18 protein-coding genes are annotated in these 18,730 nt (G+C 65.3%); 3 read left to right on the top strand and 15 right to left on the bottom strand.

The window, feature by feature from the left end; translation table 11 throughout:
* The first annotated feature begins 12 nt into the window (after positions 1-12).
* Complete coding sequence (locus tag AC25ND_RS13320) at positions 13-1,146, top strand: aminotransferase class V-fold PLP-dependent enzyme (RefSeq protein ID WP_069017527.1); 1,134 nt, start codon at positions 13-15, stop codon at positions 1,144-1,146.
* 241 nt (positions 1,147-1,387) lie between these two features.
* On the opposite strand, the gene AC25ND_RS13325 is transcribed toward AC25ND_RS13320, so the two are convergent.
* From AC25ND_RS13325 to AC25ND_RS13380, 12 genes are all read right to left on the bottom strand, one after another.
* Positions 1,388-2,170: a TatD family hydrolase gene (locus AC25ND_RS13325; protein WP_186597294.1), complete on the bottom strand. Its 783-nt coding sequence runs from the start codon at positions 2,168-2,170 to the stop codon at positions 1,388-1,390.
* A gap of 33 nt (positions 2,171-2,203) precedes the next feature.
* Complete coding sequence (locus tag AC25ND_RS13330) at positions 2,204-3,190, bottom strand: DNA polymerase III subunit delta' (RefSeq protein WP_062361681.1); 987 nt, start codon at positions 3,188-3,190, stop codon at positions 2,204-2,206.
* Positions 3,183-3,815, bottom strand: a complete 633-nt coding sequence (tmk, locus tag AC25ND_RS13335; RefSeq protein WP_186597292.1) for a dTMP kinase — start codon at positions 3,813-3,815, stop codon at positions 3,183-3,185. Before tmk ends, AC25ND_RS13330 begins: the two co-directional genes overlap by 8 nt.
* Positions 3,812-4,987, bottom strand: a complete 1,176-nt coding sequence (gene mltG / locus AC25ND_RS13340; protein WP_028690993.1) for an endolytic transglycosylase MltG — start codon at positions 4,985-4,987, stop codon at positions 3,812-3,814. Before mltG ends, tmk begins: the two co-directional genes overlap by 4 nt.
* Before the next feature lie 3 nt (positions 4,988-4,990).
* Positions 4,991-5,806: an aminodeoxychorismate lyase gene (pabC, locus tag AC25ND_RS13345; protein ID WP_088852507.1), complete on the bottom strand. Its 816-nt coding sequence runs from the start codon at positions 5,804-5,806 to the stop codon at positions 4,991-4,993.
* Positions 5,806-7,050, bottom strand: a complete 1,245-nt coding sequence (gene fabF / locus AC25ND_RS13350; RefSeq protein ID WP_028690991.1) for a beta-ketoacyl-ACP synthase II — start codon at positions 7,048-7,050, stop codon at positions 5,806-5,808. The genes pabC and fabF overlap by 1 nt, the downstream gene beginning before the upstream one ends.
* A gap of 162 nt (positions 7,051-7,212) precedes the next feature.
* Positions 7,213-7,449: an acyl carrier protein gene (gene acpP / locus AC25ND_RS13355; RefSeq protein WP_028690990.1), complete on the bottom strand. Its 237-nt coding sequence runs from the start codon at positions 7,447-7,449 to the stop codon at positions 7,213-7,215.
* Positions 7,450-7,653: 204 nt separating this feature from the next.
* Positions 7,654-8,394: a 3-oxoacyl-ACP reductase FabG gene (fabG, locus tag AC25ND_RS13360; RefSeq protein WP_023630496.1), complete on the bottom strand. Its 741-nt coding sequence runs from the start codon at positions 8,392-8,394 to the stop codon at positions 7,654-7,656.
* 16 nt (positions 8,395-8,410) lie between these two features.
* Positions 8,411-9,349 carry an ACP S-malonyltransferase gene (gene fabD / locus AC25ND_RS13365; RefSeq protein ID WP_028690989.1) on the bottom strand — a complete coding sequence of 313 codons (939 nt, stop codon included), beginning with the start codon at positions 9,347-9,349 and terminating at the stop codon, positions 8,411-8,413.
* Between the two features lie 148 nt (positions 9,350-9,497).
* The gene (plsX, locus tag AC25ND_RS13370) at positions 9,498-10,508 is read right to left on the bottom strand and encodes a phosphate acyltransferase PlsX (RefSeq protein ID WP_081791573.1); all 1,011 of its coding nucleotides are present in this window, start codon (positions 10,506-10,508) and stop codon (positions 9,498-9,500) included.
* Positions 10,509-10,511: 3 nt separating this feature from the next.
* Positions 10,512-10,694 (bottom strand): 50S ribosomal protein L32, encoded by a 183-nt coding sequence (gene rpmF, locus AC25ND_RS13375; RefSeq protein WP_028690987.1) that lies wholly within the window; start codon positions 10,692-10,694, stop codon positions 10,512-10,514.
* A gap of 13 nt (positions 10,695-10,707) precedes the next feature.
* Positions 10,708-11,235 carry a YceD family protein gene (locus tag AC25ND_RS13380; RefSeq protein ID WP_023630499.1) on the bottom strand — a complete coding sequence of 176 codons (528 nt, stop codon included), beginning with the start codon at positions 11,233-11,235 and terminating at the stop codon, positions 10,708-10,710.
* A 96-nt stretch (positions 11,236-11,331) separates the two neighbouring features.
* Here AC25ND_RS13380 and AC25ND_RS13385 point away from each other — a divergent pair, with 96 nt between their 5' ends.
* A complete protein-coding gene (locus tag AC25ND_RS13385) occupies positions 11,332-11,910 on the top strand; it encodes a Maf family protein (protein WP_028690986.1) in 579 nt (192 codons plus the stop codon).
* A gap of 93 nt (positions 11,911-12,003) precedes the next feature.
* On the opposite strand, the gene AC25ND_RS13390 is transcribed toward AC25ND_RS13385, so the two are convergent.
* Genes AC25ND_RS13390 through rluC form a run of 3 tightly spaced genes read right to left on the bottom strand, consistent with a single transcriptional unit; the run spans position 12,004 to position 14,630 of the window.
* The gene (locus AC25ND_RS13390) at positions 12,004-12,990 is read right to left on the bottom strand and encodes a S49 family peptidase (protein ID WP_028690985.1); all 987 of its coding nucleotides are present in this window, start codon (positions 12,988-12,990) and stop codon (positions 12,004-12,006) included.
* A 2-nt stretch (positions 12,991-12,992) separates the two neighbouring features.
* A complete protein-coding gene (locus AC25ND_RS13395) occupies positions 12,993-13,673 on the bottom strand; it encodes an HAD family hydrolase (RefSeq protein ID WP_062361669.1) in 681 nt (226 codons plus the stop codon).
* A 3-nt stretch (positions 13,674-13,676) separates the two neighbouring features.
* A complete protein-coding gene (rluC, locus tag AC25ND_RS13400; RefSeq protein ID WP_028690983.1) occupies positions 13,677-14,630 on the bottom strand; it encodes a 23S rRNA pseudouridine(955/2504/2580) synthase RluC in 954 nt (317 codons plus the stop codon).
* Between the two features lie 796 nt (positions 14,631-15,426).
* Between rluC and rne the strand changes: the two genes are divergently transcribed.
* Complete coding sequence (rne, locus tag AC25ND_RS13405; RefSeq protein ID WP_486976388.1) at positions 15,427-18,624, top strand: ribonuclease E; 3,198 nt, start codon at positions 15,427-15,429, stop codon at positions 18,622-18,624.
* Positions 18,625-18,730 lie beyond the last annotated feature (106 nt).

Consider the following 18,730-nt stretch of genomic DNA (forward strand, 5'->3'; position numbering starts at 1 on the left):
GATCTTCCAACCATGTCTGTGTTTCTTGATGAGTTCGAGCAGGCGCCGGGCCTGTGCTACCTGAATCACGCGGCGATCGCCCCCTGGCCGCGTCGGACCGCCGAGGCCGTGGCGCGCTTCGCCCAGGATAACGTCCGCCTGGGCGCCCACGAATATCCCGCCTGGCTGGCCACCGAGCGCCGCCTGCGCGAACGCCTGGCACGCCTGCTGAATGCGCCCACCATCGGCGACATCGCCCTGGTGGGCAACACCTCCCAGGCGCTGTCGCTGGTGGCCTTTGGCCTGGACTGGCGGCCCGGCGACCAGGTCGTCATCAGCGACGAGGAATTCCCCTCCAACCGCGTGGTCTGGCAGGCCCTGGCTGATCGCGGGGTCGAAGTGGTCGAGGCAAGCCTGGCCGTCGCCGATCCGGAAGCGGCGCTGATCGCCGCCTGCGGCCCGCGAACGCGCTTGCTGTCGGTCAGCGCCGTGCAGTTCGCCAGCGGCCTGCGCCTGGACCTGGCACGCCTGGGCGCCGCCTGCCGCCAGCGCGGCGTGCTGTTCTGCGTCGATGCGATCCAGCAGGTCGGCGCCCTGCCCTTCGATGTGCAGCACTACCAATGCGACTTCGCCATGGCCGACGGCCACAAGTGGATGCTCGGCCCCGAGGGGCTGGGGGTGTTCTATTGCCGTAGCGAGCTGCGTCGGCAGTTGACGCTGCATGCCTATGGTTGGCACATGCTCGAACACCTTGGCGACTTCGAACGCCGCCAGTGGCAACCGGCGCGCAGTGCGCGGCGCTTCGAGTGCGGCAGCCCGAACATGCTCGGCGCCTGCGCGCTGGAGGCCAGCCTGTCGCTGCTGGAGGATGTCGGCATGACGGTGGTCGCCGAACAGTTGGCGCAGCGGATCGAGCAGCTGTATCGAGGGCTCACGGCCATCCCTGGTGCGCAGTTGCACAGCCCGGGCGATCCTTCACGGCGGGCCGGCATCGTCAGTTTCAGCCTGGACGGCCATGCCAACGCCGACATTTATCGGGCCCTGAGCAATAACGGAGTAATTTGCGCAGTACGCGGCCCTGGGGTACGGTTTTCCCCACATTTCTATACCGACCACCGCCTGATCGACGAAGTACTGCGGCAGGTAGGACAGATTGCCATGCACTGAACGCGCAAGGGGCTGCGATCGTATTCCAAATCTGTTTAAAAAACGATCAATCGCCGCTGGCGAGGCGCCAATCCTGACCAATACTTGAAGTGTTGGCGCGGCGCATCCCCCCCAAGTGGCGCGTCGATAAAGGTGCCCAGGGACCGTGTGCCTTTGTTTTACTCCTAATGGTCTTAACCCGGATTCCCCCCCCAGAACCCGGGTTTTTTTTGCCCGGCTCGGAAGGTTCGGCGCAGCGACTTCAGGCCACTCTTGCCAGCGGGAACAGTCGCTTGAAGTTGCTGGTCGTCTGCCCAGCCAACTGCTCGTAGCTCACCCCGCGCAGCGACGCCACATACTCGGCCACTTCTCGCACATACTGCGGCAGGTTCGGCTTGCCGCGATGCGGGATCGGCGCCAGGTACGGCGAATCGGTCTCCACCAGCAGGCGATCCACCGGCACCTGCCGGGCCACCTCGCGCAGGGCGTCGGCATTGCGGAAGGTGACGATGCCGGACAGCGAGATGTAGTAGCCCAGGTCCAGCGCGGCCCTGGCCATCGGCCAGTCCTCGGTGAAGCAGTGCAGCACCCCGGCCTGGGGCAGGCTGGCCTCGCGCAGCAGCGCCAGGGTGTCCTCGCGGGCCGCCCGGGTATGCACGATGACCGGCTTGCCGGTCTGCCGCGAAGCCTCCAGATGCAGGCGGAACGAGGCCTGCTGCAACTCGGCGGCCTCCGGCTCGTAGTGGTAGTCCAGCCCGGTCTCGCCAATGGCCACCACATGCGGGTGGGCCAGTTCGCGCAGCAGCCACTCCAGGGCCGGCGTCTCGCCGGGCGCCAGGTCGAGCGGGTGCACGCCCACCGAGCAGTCCACGTCGGCATAGCGCTCGCTCAGCGCCTTGACCGCGCCGGCATTCTCGGCGCTCACGCCGATGCACAGGAAGTGCCCTACCCCGCGCTCACGGGCCGCCTGCAGGGCGGCGTCGAGAGAGCCCTGGTGGGCGCTCAGGTCGAGACGGTCGAGGTGGCAATGGGAATCTACGAGCATGGGAACACGACACACATGAATGAACGGTGGAAATCAGCGCATGCCCGGCAGCTGCACCCAGTGGGCGAGCAAGGCTTCGAGCAGCAGTACACGGTTGAGGTTGGCCTTGCCCAGCACCTTCTGGCGCTGTTCGAGGATCCACGCCTGGACCTCCAGCACCTTGCCCTGGCGGCTCTTCTGCGCCAGGTACTGCAGCACCTTGCGCATGTCGGCCAAGCCTAGTCCTTCCTCATCCTGGGTCAACTGGTAGCGCAGGATCAGGTGCGACCAGTCGCAAAACCAGTCGAACAGCAGCAGCAACGGCACGTTGCTCCAGGCCTCGGCCAGCTGACTGGGCGACTGCTGCTGCTTGAGCAACTTCTTCACCCCCTCGGTCACCAACGCACGCTGCTCGCGCACGCCCTGGGCCTGCAGGCTCACGGCCATCAGCGGCGAACCGGCGGCCAGGGTCAGCAGCTCCTCGCGCTCTTCCTCGGCGCTGCCGGCAAGGGCGGCGGCCAGCCAGGCGCGGCTCTGCTCCTGGCTCGGCTGCGGGCAGGCGACCTGCTGGCAGCGGCTCTTGATGGTTGGCAGCAGACGGCTGGGCTGGTGGCTGACCAGCAGCAGCACGGTATCGCCGGAGGGCTCTTCCAGGCTCTTGAGCAGGGCGTTGGAGGCATTGATGTTCATCGCCTCCACCGGCTCGATCAGCACCACCTTGCGCCCGCCCTGCTGGGCGGTTTGCACCACGAACGACACCAGATCACGCACTTGGTCGATCTTGATCGGCTTGTCGGCCTCCTCCGGCTCCAGCACGAAGTTGTCCGGGTGGCTGCCTGCCTTGAGCAACAGGCACGACTTGCACTGGCCGCAGGCATCCAACCCCTGCGGCTGCTGGCACAGCAGCCGTGCCATCAGGCGCTCGGCCAGGGCGCGCTTGCCGATGCCCTGGGGGCCGTGCAGCAGGTAGGCATGGGCATGCTGGGCACGCCCGGCCAGTTGTTGCCAGAGCGCCTGCTGCCAGGGGTAGGCATCAGCCACGGCAACGCTCCAGGATACCCGGCACCAGGGCGTCGATGGCCTGCTGCACCGCGCTCAGCGGCTGGGCGGCGTCCAGCAGCCGGTAGCGCTGCGGCTGCTGGCCGGCACGCTGCAGGTAGGCCTGGCGCACCGCATCGAAGAAGGCCTGGCCTTCCTGCTCGAAGCGGTCCAGCCGGCCACGGGCCGCGGCACGGGACAGGCCGACCTCCACGGGCAGATCGAAGACCAAGGTCAGGTCAGGACGCAGCTCGCCCTGGACGAAGGCCTCGAGGATGGCGATGCGCTCCACCGGCAGGCCGCGGCCGCCGCCTTGGTAGGCGTAGGTGGCGTCGGTAAAGCGATCGCACAGCACCACGGCGCCACGGGCCAGCGCCGGGCGGATGACTTCGGCCAGGTGCTGGGCACGGGCGGCGAACATCAGCAGCAGCTCGGTGTCGACCGCCATGCGCTCCTCGCTCGGCGCCAGCAGCAGTTCGCGGATGCGCTCGGCCAACGGCGTGCCACCAGGCTCGCGGGTCATGACCACATCGACGCCCTGCTCGCGCAAACGTGCCGCCAGGTAATCGCGGTTGGTGCTCTTGCCGGCGCCTTCAGGGCCTTCCAGGGTGATAAACAAACCGCTCACGAGTGTTCCTTAGTGTCTGCTGGCACCGACGTGTCGGCCGGCGCGGATTCATCGGTGGGGGCCGGCGCATCGCTTTGCGGCGCGGGAGCAGGCGCCGCGTCCGGGGTCGCCTGCGGCGCTGACGTCGCCGGCTCGGCCTGCGGCGCAGGGCTGGAACGATAGTCTGCCCGACGCTTGAGCTGGAACTCGCGCACCGCGCTGTTGTGATCATCCAGGTCGTCGGAGAACACATGGCTGCCATCACCCCGGGCAACGAAGTACAGGCTCGAACCGTCGCTGGGGTTTAGCGCGGCGTGAATCGCCTCGCGTCCGACCATGGCGATCGGCGTCGGCGGCAAGCCGGTCATGGTGTAGGTGTTGTAAGGGGTCGGCTCGCGCAGGTCGGCGCGGGTAATCTTGCCGTTGTAGCGCTCGCCCATGCCGTAGATCACGGTAGGGTCGGTCTGCAGCATCATGCCCAAGCGCATGCGCCGCACGAACACGCCGGCGATCTGCCCACGCTCCTGGGGAATGCCTGTTTCCTTTTCCACCAGCGAGGCCATGATCAGCGCCTGGTACGGATCGCGATACGGCAGGTCGGCGCTGCGTTCGGCCCACTCCTTGGCCAGCACTTCGTCCAGGCGCATGTAGGCCTGCTGCAGCAGCTCGACGTCGCTCATGCCGCGCACGAAGCGATAGGTGTCGGGGAAGAAGCGACCCTCAGGGAACACACCGGTGTGGCCGAGCTTGTCCATCACTTCGGAATCGGACAAGCCTTCGAGGGTGTGCTTGAGCTTTTCATGCTTGGCCACCGCGGCACGCACCTGGCGGAAGGTCCAGCCCTCGACCAGGGTGAGGTTGTACTGCACCACGTCACCGCGCTTCCAAGCGTCGAACAACTGCCCCACGGTCATGCCCGGGGTCACCCGGTATTCGCCGGTATGCAGCGGCGTGCCCGCCATGTTGAAGCGCCAGTAAAGGCGCAGCCATAGCGGATCGTCGAGCAGGCCTTCGCTTTGCATGCGATAGAACATACGGTTGGGCGTCGTGCCGCCGGGCACGTCGAGCAGGCGCTCCTGCGCCACTTGCAGGGGCTGCTCCAGGACCGAGTTGACCTTCCAGGCGGCCCAGCCCAGTGCCAGGCCGGCGAGGATCAAGCTCATTTCCAGCAGCAGCAGGAATTTGCGTCTCACGAATCAGGTATCCAGTAACGTACGGGCAACGGCCTGCAGTTTACGGGTGAGCGGCCCGGCCGGCCAGTTCAGCGCGGCGAATTCACGCACGGGCCAGATGCCGTAGACACTGTTGCAGACGAACACTTCGTCGGCCTGCTCCAACGCCTCCAGCGGCAAGTCCCGTACCTGGGTGGGAATACCCAGCAACCGCGCCTGCTCCAGCAATGCCGCGCGCATCACCCCGGCCACGCCACAACGGCTCAGTTCGGCAGTCAGCAGCACGCCGTCACGCACCAGGAACAGGTTGCTGTACACCCCTTCGATCACCCGCCCTTGGGCGTCACGCATCAAGCCTTCGGCAAACGCCGGATCCTGCCATTCGGCGCGGGCCAGCACCTGCTCGAGGCGGTTGAGGTGTTTGAGCCCGGCCAGCAGCGGTTGTTCCGCCAACCGCGTCTGACAGGCGTACAGGCGCACACCCTGTTCGGCATGTTCGCCAGGATAGGCCGGCAAGGGGCTGCCCTGAAGGATGCGCCGCGCCTGGGCGCCAGCCACCGGGGCATAGCCACGCTGACTGTCGCCGCGGGTCAGGATCAGCTTGGCGACGCCCTCGCCCAGCAGCTGGGCGAATTGCAACAGTTCATTGCGAACCAGCGCCAGGTCGGCCTCGATCGCCAGCCGCTGGCAACCCAGCGCCAGGCGGTCGAGGTGCAGCGCCAGCAGGCTGGGCCTGCCGCCGCGCACGGCAATGGTCTCGAACAGGCCATCGCCGTAGGCCAGGCCGCGGTTCTGCAGATTGACCGCAGCCGCGTCCTGGCCATCGATCCAGCTGTGCATCAGTCGGCGAACCGACGGAATACCAGCGAACCGTTGGTGCCACCGAAGCCGAACGAGTTGGACAGCACCACGTCGATCGGCATGCTGCGCGCCTGGTGAGGCACGAAGTCCAGGTCGCAGCCTTCATCGGGCTCGTCCAGGTTGATGGTCGGCGGCGCCATCTGGCTGTTGATCGCCAGGACGCTGAAGATCGCCTCCACCGCGCCGGCGGCGCCGAGCAGGTGGCCGGTCATCGACTTGGTCGAGCTGACCGCCAGCTTGTAGGCATGCTCACCGAACACGCGCTTGATCGCGGCCACTTCGGCCACGTCGCCGGCCGGCGTCGAGGTGCCGTGGGCGTTGATGTAGCTGACGTCCTCAGGCTGGATGCCGGCATCACGCAGGGCATTGGCCATGCAGCGGGCAGCACCTTCGCCGGAGTCGGGCGGCGAGGTCATGTGATAGGCGTCGCCGCTCATGCCGAAGCCGACCAGCTCGGCGTAGATGGTGGCGCCACGGGCCTTGGCGTGCTCCAGTTCTTCGAGCACCAGGGCGCCAGCACCGTCGGACAGCACGAAGCCGTCACGGCCCTTGTCCCACGGACGGCTGGCACGGGCCGGCTCGTCGTTGCGGGTCGACAGCGCGCGGGACGCGCCGAAGCCGCCCATACCCAGCCCGCAGGCGGCCATTTCGGCGCCACCGGCGATCATCACGTCGGCTTCGCCGTAGGCGATGTTGCGCGCGGCCATGCCGATGCAGTGGGTGCCGGTGGTGCAGGCGGTGGCGATCGCGTAGTTCGGCCCTTGCAGACCCAGGTGGATCGACAGGAAGCCGGAGATCATGTTGATGATCGAGCCCGGCACGAAGAACGGCGAGATCCGGCGCGGCCCCTGCTCGTGCAGGGTCTTGCTGGTCTCTTCGATGTTGGTCAGGCCGCCGATGCCCGAGCCCATGGCCACGCCGATGCGCTCGCGGTTGGCGTCGGTGATTTCCAGGCCGGCGTTGCGCACCGCCTGGAAGCCGGCCGCCAGGCCGTACTGGATGAACAGGTCGAGCTTGCGGGCCTCCTTGGCCGACAGGTACTGCTCGACTTCGAAGCCCTTTACCGAGCCGCCAAAACGGGTGGAGTAGGCAGACAGATCCGTATGCTCGATCGGACCGATGCCACTGCGGCCAGCCAGAATGCCCTGCCAGGTGCTCGGTACATCGGTACCCAGTGGCGACAGCATACCCATACCAGTGACCACGACGCGTCTACGCGACACAGTACTCTCCTCATTTCCAAATTACAGAGTCTCTTGCCAGTGCACTGGCGCGGCCAATGGCCTGGCAACAGACTCCGCTGATTGCAGGGCTTGCAAAGAAAAAACCGCACGCCGGCGACGGCAGTGCGGTTTTTCCCGACAAGTAGCGTCGACTGAAACGTCTTAGGCCTGGTGGGCGTTGACGTAGTCGATGGCAGCTTGAACGGTAGTGATCTTCTCGGCTTCTTCGTCAGGGATTTCGGTCTCGAATTCCTCTTCCAGAGCCATCACCAGCTCAACGGTGTCAAGCGAATCGGCACCCAGGTCCTCAACGAAGGAAGAGGTGTTCTTCACTTCATCTTCCTTGACGCCCAGTTGCTCGGCGACGATTTTCTTGACGCGTTCTTCGATGGTGCTCATACCTAGTTTTCACTCCTAATGGACATATGTCAGGCAGCTGGCCGGTGACCAAGTTTATAGGAAGACGCCTGCTTTTCAAGCGTAACGCGCCTTCCACCAGGCCACCGGGCCCTCTGCCCGGAATCTGGTTGCAGCTTTATAACGGATTTTAGGCTCGCAGTATGACTCTTTTTTGAAGCAATCCGTCACATTGAGTTGCGGTTTTTACATGTACATCCCGCCGTTCACCGGCACGGTGGCGCCGGTGACATAGGCTGCGCCGTCGGAAGCCAGGAAGGAAACCACTTTCGCGATCTCCTCGGCCTGACCCAGGCGGCCCAGCGGAATCTCTTTTTGCAGGGCCTCGCGCTGCGCTTCTGGCAGCTCGCGGGTCATGTCGGTGTCGATGAAGCCCGGGGTCACCGAGTTGACGGTGATGCCACGCGAGCCCACTTCACGGGCCAGGGCACGGCTGAAACCTTCCAGGCCGGCCTTGGCGGCGGCGTAGTTGGCCTGGCCGGCGTTGCCCATGGCACCCACCACCGAACCGATGCTGATGATACGACCCCAGCGGGCCTTGGTCATGCCGCGCAGCACGCCCTTGGACAGACGGTAGAGGCTGTTGAGGTTGGTGTCGATCACGTCGAACCACTCGTCGTCCTTCATCCGCAGCATCAAGTTGTCGCGGGTGATGCCGGCGTTGTTGACCAAGATGGCCGGCGCGCCGAACTGCTCGCCGATGGCGCCCAACACCGCGTCCACGGACTCGGCGCTGGTGACGTTCAGCTCAAGACCGGTACCGTTGATGCCGTGTTCTTTCAGGGTGGCGGCAATGCGCTCGGCGCCAGAGGCGGTGGTGGCGGTACCGATCACGGTCGCGCCCTGGCGGCCCAGCTCGAGGGCGATGGCCTGGCCGATACCACGGCTGGCGCCGGTGACCAGTGCAACTTTACCTTGCAGGCTCATGCAAGCTTCTCCGAATTCAGGCCAGCGCCGCACGGGTGGCGGCGACAGCGTCTGGGGTGTTGAGGTTGTAGGTGGTCACGCCGTCGGCGCAACGCTTGTTCAGGCCGGCCAGGACCTTGCCCGGACCGCATTCGACCAGGTTCACCGCGCCGCGCTCGGCCAGGGCCTGCACGCACTCGACCCAGCGTACCGGCTGATACAGCTGCGCCAGCAGGTCCTGCTTGAGGGCATCGAGGTCGGCGGCGATGGCGGCAGTGACGTTCTGCACCACCGGGATCTGCGGGGCCTTCCATTCGATGGCGTTGACCGACTCGGCGAAACGCTCGGCGGCCGGCTTCATCAGCGCGCAGTGCGACGGCACGCTGACCGCCAGCGGCAGGGCGCGCTTGGCACCGGCCTCTTTGCACAGCTCCATGGCGCGATCCACCGCTGCCTTGTTGCCGGCGATGACCACCTGGCCAGGGGAGTTGAAGTTTACCGCGCTGACCACTTCGTCTTCGGCAGCCTTGGCGCAGATCTCGACCACGACCGCGTCGTCCAGGCCAAGGATCGCGGCCATCGCGCCATGACCGGCCGGCACGGCTTCCTGCATCAGCTGACCGCGGCGCTCGACCAGGCGCACCGCGTCCTTCAGCGACAGGCTGCCAGCGGCGACCAGGGCGCTGTATTCACCCAGGCTATGACCGGAGACGTACGCAGGCTGCGCGCCACCCTCTTCCAGCCACAGGCGCCACAGGGCAATCGAGGCGGTCAGGATGGCCGGCTGGGTCTTGTCGGTCTGGTTGAGTTGTTCTTCCGGGCCTTCCTGGACCAGTTTCCACAGGTCGTAGCCCAGGGCCTCGGACGCTTCCTTGAAGGTCTCGACGATTACCGGTTTTTCGGCGCCCAGCTCCTTGAGCATGCCCAGCGACTGGGAACCTTGACCAGGAAAGACGAATGCGAGGGATGCAGACATTGAACAAGCCCTTATGATCTTGTCGTCGGATGGGGTGCGCCGGGCCTTGGGCCGGGCGCGCAATCTGAAAGCTTGGATGGAGCGGCAGACCAAGCGGTCACATTTAAGCACTTCATTGCGGATATGCCTAAGACCTGTTTTAGCCTTATCACGGCAACAGGTCTTCGAGGCGTCCGTGCAGACGCTGCGGCAGGTTTTCCTGGATCTCGATCAACGCCCGCTGGATCGCACTCTGCAAGCCCTGCACGCCGGCAGAACCATGGCTCTTGATGACGATGCCCTGCAAGCCCAGGAAGCTTGCGCCATTGTGTCGCGCCGGCGCCAGGTCGGCCTGCAGGCGCTTGAGCAACGGCATGGCCATGGCCCCGGCCGCCCGCGCCAGCAGCCCGCCACGGAACAACGCCTCGATGCGCGCGCCGATCATGGTCGCCAGGCCTTCGCTGGACTTGAGCAGGATATTGCCGACGAATCCATCGCACACCACCACGTCCGCCTCGCCGCGGTACAGCCCGTCGCCTTCGACGAAGCCGATGTAGTTCAGGCCCCGGGCGTTCTGCAGCAGACTGGCGGCCAGCTTGACCTGCTGGTTGCCCTTGATGTCCTCGGTACCGATATTGAGCAGCGCCACCCGCGGCCGGTGCACGCCCAGGGCCTGGGCGGCCACCGCGCCCATCACGGCGAACTGGTAGAGGTTTTCCGCGCTGCAATCGACATTGGCGCCGAGGTCGAGCAACTGGCAATAGCCCGCCTGGGTCGGAATCGCCGCCACCATCGCCGGGCGATCGATACCAGGCAGGGTCTTGAGCACCAGGCGCGACAGGGCCATGAGCGCGCCGGTATTGCCGGCACTCACGCAGGCCTGGGCCTTGCCATCACGCACCAGTTCGAGGGCGACGCGCATCGACGAGTCCGGCTTGCCACGCAACGCCTGCGATGGCCGCTCGTCCATGCCGATCACTTCGCTGGCCGCGACAATCTGCAGGCGCGCGCGATCCGCAGCCGCAAGGCCGCTGAGGAGATCTTCAAGGAGGGAGGGTTGACCGACAAGGGTCAGGTGCAGCGAGGGGGTAGCCGAAAGGCAGGCAATGCTAGCCTGGACAATGTTGCGGGGACCGAAGTCCCCGCCCATTGCGTCGATCGCGATGATCTGAGCGGACAAGGATTACTCGTCGGCGCCCTTGTCGATCACTTTGCGACCACGGTATACGCCTTCTGGCGATACGTGGTGACGCAGGTGTACTTCACCGGTGCTCTTCTCTACCGACAGAGCTTCTGCCGACAGGGCGTCGTGCGAACGGCGCATGTCACGGGCAGAGCGGGATTTTTTGTTCTGCTGAACAGCCATAATTGATTAACTCCTAAACGTTTGGGTCACGCTTTAACTGCGCCAATACACTGAACGGGTTGGACCGCGATACCTCGTCCTTGCTCGGCTCGGGCTCATCGAGTCCCGCCGGCTGCTGGCATTCTTCCGGATGATGAGCAGGCACGATCGGCAGGGCGAGCAACAGCTCTTCCTCGACCAACGCCTGCAGATCCAAAGGATCTTCGCCCAGTTCCAGCACGTCATAGCCTTTCGGCAACGACTGGGTGTTCGCACCCTCCTTCACCACGGCGTATGTGCATTCGCTGTGGATCGGCAGGGTGACCAGCTCAAGACAACGCTGGCAAACCATCTTGACTTCGACATCCAGCGCGCTGTGGATAACCACCACGTGCTGTTCATCTCGTTCAAAATCGAACTTCGCCTGCACCGTACCGACATTGTCGGAAAGCGGGTCGCAGAGTCTTTCCAAATCAGCGAGTTGCAGCGAACCTTCGAGGGTTACGCCACGATCAGCCAATTTGCGCGGGTCAACGTGAGGTGGAATCGGGTCATTCAACATAGGCGCAGCATTCTAGGGATGCACCCCCTCCCTGTCAAAGGAAATTAGGTGTCATCTCGCATGTTAGAATTCGGGGTAATTGCCCAGGAGTCTACCATGCTTCCCTTGTTACTGGCTTCCAGCTCTGCGTACCGCCGTGAACTGCTCACCCGCCTGCGCCTGCCCTTCACCTGGGCAAGCCCCGACCTTGACGAACGGCGCCTCGATGACGAACCCGCCGTCGAGCTGGTCCGCCGCCTGGCTCGACAGAAGGCCGAAGCCCTGGCCGCCAGCCACCCCGACCACCTGATCATCGGCTCCGACCAGGTGGCGGTGCTGGGCGAGCAAATCCTCGGTAAACCCCACACCTTTGAACGCGCCTGCGAGCAATTGCTGGAGAGCAGCGGGCAGCAGGTCACTTTCCTCACCGGGCTGGCGCTGCTGAACAGCGCCACCGGCCACTGCCAGGTTGATTGCGTGCCGTTTACCGTGACGATGCGCGAGCTGGATCGAGAGCGCGTGGAGCGCTACGTGACGGCCGAGCAGCCGCTGGATTGCGCCGGCAGCTTCAAGGCCGAGGGACTGGGGGTCAGCCTGTTCCAGAGCACCCACGGCTGCGATGCCACGAGCCTGATCGGGCTGCCACTGATTCGACTGGTGGACATGCTGCACAAGGAAGGCGTGCAGGTGCCTTGAACATGCAATCGCGGGGCAAGCCCGCCCCCACGAGGCCAATGAGCGACCAGTGGGAGCGGGCTTGCCCCGCGATGAATGCCACGCCGATTCAGCTCAACGCAGCGAAGGCCCCTGGAAGCCCATATACAGCGCCAGGCGCTCCGCCACGCTGGCACCGATACGCTTGGAGAAACGATCAAACGGCGACTCCTGCACAGTGAAGTCCACCAACTCCTTCTCACCCACGATGTCGCGGGCGACATAGCTGGCACTGCCCAGCCCGTCCACCAGACCCAGCTCCTTGGCCTGCTCGCCCGACCAGATCAGCCCACTGAACAGCTCAGGGTGATCCTTGTCTTTTAGGCGCTCGCCACGCCCCTGCTTGACCATGGCGATGAACTGGCGGTGCGTGGTGTCCAGCACACCCTGCCAGAACGCGGTTTCTTCGGGTTTCTGTGGCGAGAACGGATCAAGGAACGCCTTGTGCTCGCCAGCCGTATAGGTACGACGCTCCACCCCCAGCTTGTCCATGGCCCCGACGAAGCCGTAGCCGGCCGCGGTGACACCAATGGAACCGACCAGACTGGCCTTGTCGGCATAGATCTCGTCGGCGGCGCTGGCGATGTAGTAGGCCCCGGACGCACCGAGGTCGGCGATCACCGCATACAGCTTGATGGCAGGGTACTCGGCGCGCAGGCGACGGATCTCGTCGTACACATAGCCCGACTGCACCGGACTGCCGCCCGGGCTGTTGATACGCATGACCACAGCCTTGGTCTTCGGATCCTTGAACGCCTCGCGCAGGCTCTTGACGATATTGTCGGCGCTGGCCGGCTCCTGGTCGGCAATCACGCCGCGCACCTCGACCAGCGCGGTGTGGTTGCCGCTGCGCGAGGCCGCCTTGTCCACATCCATCAACGGCGTGAACAGGAACAGGATGCCAAACAGGTACACAAAGGTCAGCAGCTTGAAGAAGATCCCCCAGCGCCGCGCCCGGCGCTGCTCCTGGACGCCTGCCAGCAAGGTCTTCTCCAGCAGCTTCCAGCTCTTGCGCTCCTCACCGGCTTCGTCCGGCTCGGGCGCCTTCCATTCGTCAGTCATGCTCACCTACCTTGGAAATTGATCTGCGCAGGCTCGGCCAGCCATTCGCGCAACTGGGAAAAATGCTCGATGCACACTTGCGGGCCGAATTCGGCCAAGGCCTGCAGCGACATGGCGCCGTAGCCCACCGCTACCGAATGCATGCCGGCGTTGCTGGCCATCTGCAGGTCGAACGCCGAATCTCCGACCATCAGCGCCCGCCCGGGTTCGACCCGGCAATGGGCGAGAATCTCTTCGAGCATCAGCGGATGCGGCTTGCCACGGGTTTCGTCGGCAGCCCGGGTGATGTCGAAATAGCCTTCCCAGCCATTGGCCTTGAGCACCCGGTCCAGGCCGCGCCGCGCCTTGCCGGTGGCCACTGCCAGACGATACCCCTCGGCACGGAACGCCTCCAGCGACTCGACCACGCCGTCGAACAACGGCGACGGCTGCTGGTCCAGCGCCATGTACACGTCGGCGTAGTGCCGGCGGAACGCCTCGACCTGCGGCGCATCGAGGTGCGGGTACAGGGTGGCGATCGCCTCCCCCAGCGCCAGGCCGATGATGCCCTTGACCGCCTCGTCGCTGCTGGGGGCCTCGCCGGCACGCCCGGCGGCCACGTTCATGGCCTCGACGATGCGCCCGATGGAGTCGGCCAGGGTGCCGTCCCAGTCGAAGATCAGCAGGTCATAACTTTTATTCATGGCTCAGGACGCCAGTCGCTCGATGGTCTTGGCCCACATCTCATCCACCGGCGCCTCGAGCTTGAGCTCACCACCATCGGGCAGCGGCACGGTCAGCTGGTAGGCATGCAGGAACAGACGCTTGCCGCCCAGCTCGCGGATCTCGCGAGTGAAGTCTTCATCGCCGTACTTGCTGTCGCCGGCGATCATGTGCCCGGCATGCAGGGTATGCACGCGGATCTGGTGGGTACGCCCGGTGATCGGCCGCGCCTCGACAATGGTGGCGAACTCGCCGAAGCGGCGCAGCACGCGGAACATCGTCAGCGCGTCCTTGCCCTCGTCGTTGACCTCGACCATGCGCTCGCCGGAACGCAGGTTGCTCTTCTGCAGCGGCGCATTGACCTGCTTCTTCGAGGTCGGCCAATGGCCGCGCACCAGCGCCATGTAGCGTTTGTCGACGCCATCGCCGCGCAGGGCGGCATGCAGGTGGCGCAGCATGCTGCGCTTCTTGGCGATCATCAGCAGGCCCGAGGTGTCGCGGTCCAGGCGATGCACCAGCTCCAGCTCCTTGGCGTCCGGGCGCAGTTGGCGCAGCGCCTCGATCACGCCAAAGCTCAGGCCGCTGCCGCCGTGCACGGCGATGCCGGCCGGCTTGTTCATCACGATCAGCGCCTTGTCCTCATAGACAATGGCCGCCTCGAGGCGCTGCAGCAGCCCCTGGGCCACCGGCGCCGGCTCGTCGCGCTCGGGCAGGCGCACCGGCGGCACGCGCACCACATCGCCGGCCTGCAGCTTGTACTCGGGCTTGATCCGGCCCTTGTTGACCCGCACCTCACCCTTGCGCAGGATGCGGTAGACCAAGGTCTTGGGCACGCCCTTGAGGGCCGTGATGAGGAAATTGTCGATGCGCTGGCCGGCAAGCTCCGGCGGGACTTCGATCAGCTGAACGCCGGAAGTCGGGGGGGTATTGGTCGTCATGGCGGGATCATAACAATTTTTTATGGAATTGAAGCACTTAATCATTGCTGCTATAGTCGCGAACGCCGCCAAAAGCGGCAGGCCAGCGGCACCAGGCTCTACGCCGGCCCTGACCATCGCAATTCCCGAGGACGCGAGGCCGTCCTACGGAGCGTTCGCCAGTTTAACTAAATGCCTGGAATCGCCACCAGCGCTGTGTAGAGAAGACCGAAAAAAAACGACAAGTGCGGTGTTTCACCTGCTTATCCCGATTCTTTTCGCCGTACCTCTGCCCGCCACCGTCGTTTCCGCGCATTCGGGCGAATGCTTCGGAAATACCTGCCTTGGATATGTTATGGCGCCAGCCCGGAACCGGGCTGGCGAAAAATGCAACCCGTTGCGGATTCAGCGCGCGGCAGCACCGAATTTTCAGGGATACGTGCAGGGTGGAGATGTACAGCCCTCGGACCGTGTGGCACCGAACCCGCCCCAGCGCCCCATTCAACGGGCAATGAGCGGACAAGGTCCTGAACAGACGCCCTGGTGGCGTCCACGGACGACCGGTTGATTCCTCCTCCTGACTGAGTGCACCAGGCCCGCTCGATTGATTCGGATAACCTTCGAAAAGCTCGACAGGTCTTTTGGCACCGCAAAACAGGACGCGTCGTCGCGACAACGGCAGGCTGGGCAACCGGCTGGTGCCGAACGTCGCCAGACACGGGGGTGGCCCGCCACCCTTTGCGCACCTTGGCACCGACCCTGACAAGTCGTGTGTGCCGCACGCCGTTTCCGGCAGCCCGGAAACCGACGGTACAACATGAAAAGAATGCTGATTAACGCAACTCAGCCCGAAGAGTTGCGTGTAGCCCTGGTGGACGGCCAACGTCTCTACGACCTGGACATCGAGTCCGGCGCCCGCGAGCAGAAAAAGGCCAACATCTACAAAGGCAAGATCACCCGGATCGAGCCCAGCCTCGAAGCGGCCTTCGTCGACTTCGGCTCCGAACGACACGGCTTCTTGCCGCTGAAGGAAATCTCCCGCGAATACTTCAAGAAAGCCCCTGAAGGCCGGGTCAACATCAAGGAAGTCCTGAGCGAAGGCCAGGAAGTCATCGTCCAGGTCGAGAAGGAAGAGCGCGGCAACAAAGGCGCCGCCCTGACCACCTTCATCAGCCTGGCCGGCCGCTACCTGGTACTGATGCCCAACAACCCGCGCGCCGGTGGCATCTCCCGCCGCATCGAAGGCGAAGAGCGCAACGAACTGCGCGAAGCGCTGAACGGCCTGACCGTTCCGGGCGACATGGGCCTGATCGTGCGCACCGCGGGCCTGGGCCGCAGCAGCGAAGAAATGCAGTGGGACCTCGACTACCTGCTGCAGCTGTGGACCGCCATCAAGGAAGCCTCGCAAGACCGCGCCGCGCCGTTCCTGATCTACCAGGAAAGCAACGTCATCATCCGCGCCATCCGCGACTACCTGCGCCAGGACATCGGCGAAGTGCTGATCGACAGCATCGACGCCCAGGAAGAAGCCCTGACCTTCATTCGCCAGGTGATGCCGCAGTACGCCAGCAAGGTCAAGCTGTACGAAGACAGCGTGCCGCTGTTCAACCGCTTCCAGATCGAAAGCCAGATCGAAACCGCCTTCCAGCGCGTGGTTGACCTGCCGTCCGGCGGCTCGATCGTCATCGACCCGACCGAAGCCCTGGTGTCCATCGACATCAACTCGGCGCGCGCCACCAAAGGCAGCGACATCGAAGAAACCGCCCTGCAGACCAACCTGGAAGCGGCCGAAGAGATCGCTCGCCAGCTGCGCCTGCGCGACATCGGCGGCCTGATCGTCATCGATTTCATCGACATGACCCCGGCCAAGAACCAGCGCGCTGTCGAAGAGCGCGTGCGTGAGTGCCTCGAGGCCGACCGCGCTCGCGTTCAGGTTGGCCGCATCTCGCGCTTCGGCCTGCTGGAAATGTCCCGTCAGCGCCTGCGTCCATCGCTGGGCGAAAGCAGCGGCATCGTCTGCCCACGCTGCTCCGGCACCGGCATCATCCGTGACGTCGAGTCGCTGTCGCTGGCGATCCTGCGCCTGATCGAGGAAGAAGCACTGAAGGACCGCACCGCCGAAGTGCGCGCCCAGGTACCGATCCCGGTGGCCGCCTTCCTGCTCAACGAGAAACGCAACTCGATCACCAAGATCGAACTGCGCACGCGCGCACGCATCATCATCCTGCCGAACGATCACCTGGAAACCCCGCACTTCGAAGTCCAGCGCCTGCGCGACGACAACCCCGACGTGCTGAACAACCAGTCCAGCTACGAGATCGCCTCCGCCGAGACCGAAGAAGCGCCGCAGCCGACCGCCACCCGCACCCTGGTGCGCCAGGAAGCCGCGGTCAAGACCGCGCCGGCCCGCGCCAACGCCCCGGTGCCGACAACCGCTGAAGAGCAGCCGGCCCCTGCCGCGCCGGTCGCCGCCCCTGTCGCCGCCGAGCCGAGCCTGTTCAAAGGCCTGGTCAAGTCGCTGGTCAGCCTGTTCGCCGGCAAGGAAGAGCCTGCCGCCGCACCGGTCGCCACCACCGAGAAGCCAGCCACCGAACGCTCGCCACGTAACGAAGAGCGCCGTAACGGTCGCCAGCAGAGCCGCAACCGCAACGGCCGTCGCGAAGAAGACCGCAAGCCACGCGAAGAGCGCGGCGAGCGCGCCCCGCGTGAAGAGCGTCAGCCTCGCGAAGAGCGTGCCCCGCGTGAAGAACGTGCGCCACGCGAAGAGCGTCAACCGCGCCAGCCGCGTGAAGACCGCCGCGGCAACCGCGAAGAGCGCGTGCGCGAACTGCGCGAGCCACTGGACGCCGCACCGACTGCCCGCGAAGAACGCGCACCGCGTGAAGAGCGTGCGCCACGCGAAGAACGCGTAGCCCGTGAAGAGCGCGCGCCACGCGAAGAGCGTGCACCGCGTGAAGAGCGTGCACCGCGTGAAGAACGTGCTCCACGCGAAGAGCGCGCTCCGCGTGAAGAGCGCGCTCCGCGTGAAGAACGCGCCCCCCGCGAAGAGCGTGCACCGCGTGAAGAACGTGCCCCACGCGAAGAGCGCCAGCTGCGCCCTGAGGTGCAGGCCGCCGAACAGGCCGTGGAGCTCGCCGAGGAGCAACTGCCGAACGAAGAGCTGCTGCAGGACGAGCAGGAAGGCGCCGATGGCGAGCGTCCACGCCGCCGTTCCCGTGGCCAGCGTCGTCGCAGCAACCGTCGTGAGCGCCAGCGCAACGCCAATGGCGAGCTGATCGACGGCGGCGACGAAGACGCCGGCGAAGAGCAGCCACAACAGCACCAGGCCACCGAGCTGGGTGCTGAATTGGCCGCCGGTACAGCCGTGATCGCTGCCGTTGCCACCAGCAACATCAGCGCCGACGCCGAGGCCCAAGCCAACCAGCAGGCCGAACGCGCCAGCGCCGCTGTCGCCGAGACCCAGGTGCAAATCACCGAAGTCGTGGCCGAGCAGGTCGCCATCGCCCCGGTGGTCGAGCAGCCTGTCAGCGAGCCAGTGGTCGCTGCCGAGCCGAGCATCGAGCCTGTCGTCGAAGTGGCGCCACAGCCTGTGGTCGAAGAAGCCGCCGCCGAGCAGCCGGCCACCGCCGTTGTCGAGGCAGCAGTCGAGCCGGCCGCGGTCGTGCAAGCCCCAGTAGTGGAAGCGGGCGAGATCGAGAAGGCACCGGTTGCCGAAGCGGTTGAAGCCAAGGCGCCAGTCGCCGAACAGCCTGCCCCGGTAGCTGAAGCCGTCGAAGCCCAGCCTGAAGCGGTCGAAGCCCCGGTGGCCGAGCCTGCGCCAGCCGTGGTTGCCGAGCAAGCACCGGTCGAGCCGTCCACCATCATGCTGCCGAACGGCCGTGCGCCGAACGACCCGCGTGAAGTGCGTCGCCGCAAGCGTGAAGCCGAAGCCGCCGCCGCTGCTCTGGCCGCCGCCCAGGCTACCCCGGCCGAAGCCCTGGAAACCGCTGACGAGCACAAGCCTCATCACGGTTGATAGCCTCGGCTGAATGAAAAAGCCCCGCCAGTGCGAACTGGCGGGGCTTTTTCTTTGCCGGTGGATGGCACCGGCTCTGCCGGTGATCGCGGGGCAAGCCCAGGCC

This window comes from Pseudomonas sp. P110(2024) (assembly GCF_057480795.1).

What these genes read in the sequence shown, in the direction of transcription:
- AC25ND_RS13320 (WP_069017527.1), top strand. Translation starts at nt 13, where the DNA reads ATGTCTGTGTTTCTTGATGAGTTCGAGCAGGCGCCGGGCCTGTGCTAC.
- AC25ND_RS13325 (WP_186597294.1), bottom strand. Translation starts at nt 2,170, where the DNA reads ATGCTCGTAGATTCCCATTGCCACCTCGACCGTCTCGACCTGAGCGCC.
- pabC (WP_088852507.1), bottom strand. Translation starts at nt 5,806, where the DNA reads ATGCACAGCTGGATCGATGGCCAGGACGCGGCTGCGGTCAATCTGCAG.
- acpP (WP_028690990.1), bottom strand. Translation starts at nt 7,449, where the DNA reads ATGAGCACCATCGAAGAACGCGTCAAGAAAATCGTCGCCGAGCAACTG.
- fabG (WP_023630496.1), bottom strand. Translation starts at nt 8,394, where the DNA reads ATGAGCCTGCAAGGTAAAGTTGCACTGGTCACCGGCGCCAGCCGTGGT.
- fabD (WP_028690989.1), bottom strand. Translation starts at nt 9,349, where the DNA reads ATGTCTGCATCCCTCGCATTCGTCTTTCCTGGTCAAGGTTCCCAGTCG.
- rpmF (WP_028690987.1), bottom strand. Translation starts at nt 10,694, where the DNA reads ATGGCTGTTCAGCAGAACAAAAAATCCCGCTCTGCCCGTGACATGCGC.
- AC25ND_RS13380 (WP_023630499.1), bottom strand. Translation starts at nt 11,235, where the DNA reads ATGTTGAATGACCCGATTCCACCTCACGTTGACCCGCGCAAATTGGCT.
- AC25ND_RS13385 (WP_028690986.1), top strand. Translation starts at nt 11,332, where the DNA reads ATGCTTCCCTTGTTACTGGCTTCCAGCTCTGCGTACCGCCGTGAACTG.
- AC25ND_RS13390 (WP_028690985.1), bottom strand. Translation starts at nt 12,990, where the DNA reads ATGACTGACGAATGGAAGGCGCCCGAGCCGGACGAAGCCGGTGAGGAG.
- AC25ND_RS13395 (WP_062361669.1), bottom strand. Translation starts at nt 13,673, where the DNA reads ATGAATAAAAGTTATGACCTGCTGATCTTCGACTGGGACGGCACCCTG.
- rluC (WP_028690983.1), bottom strand. Translation starts at nt 14,630, where the DNA reads ATGACGACCAATACCCCCCCGACTTCCGGCGTTCAGCTGATCGAAGTC.
- rne (WP_486976388.1), top strand. Translation starts at nt 15,427, where the DNA reads ATGAAAAGAATGCTGATTAACGCAACTCAGCCCGAAGAGTTGCGTGTA.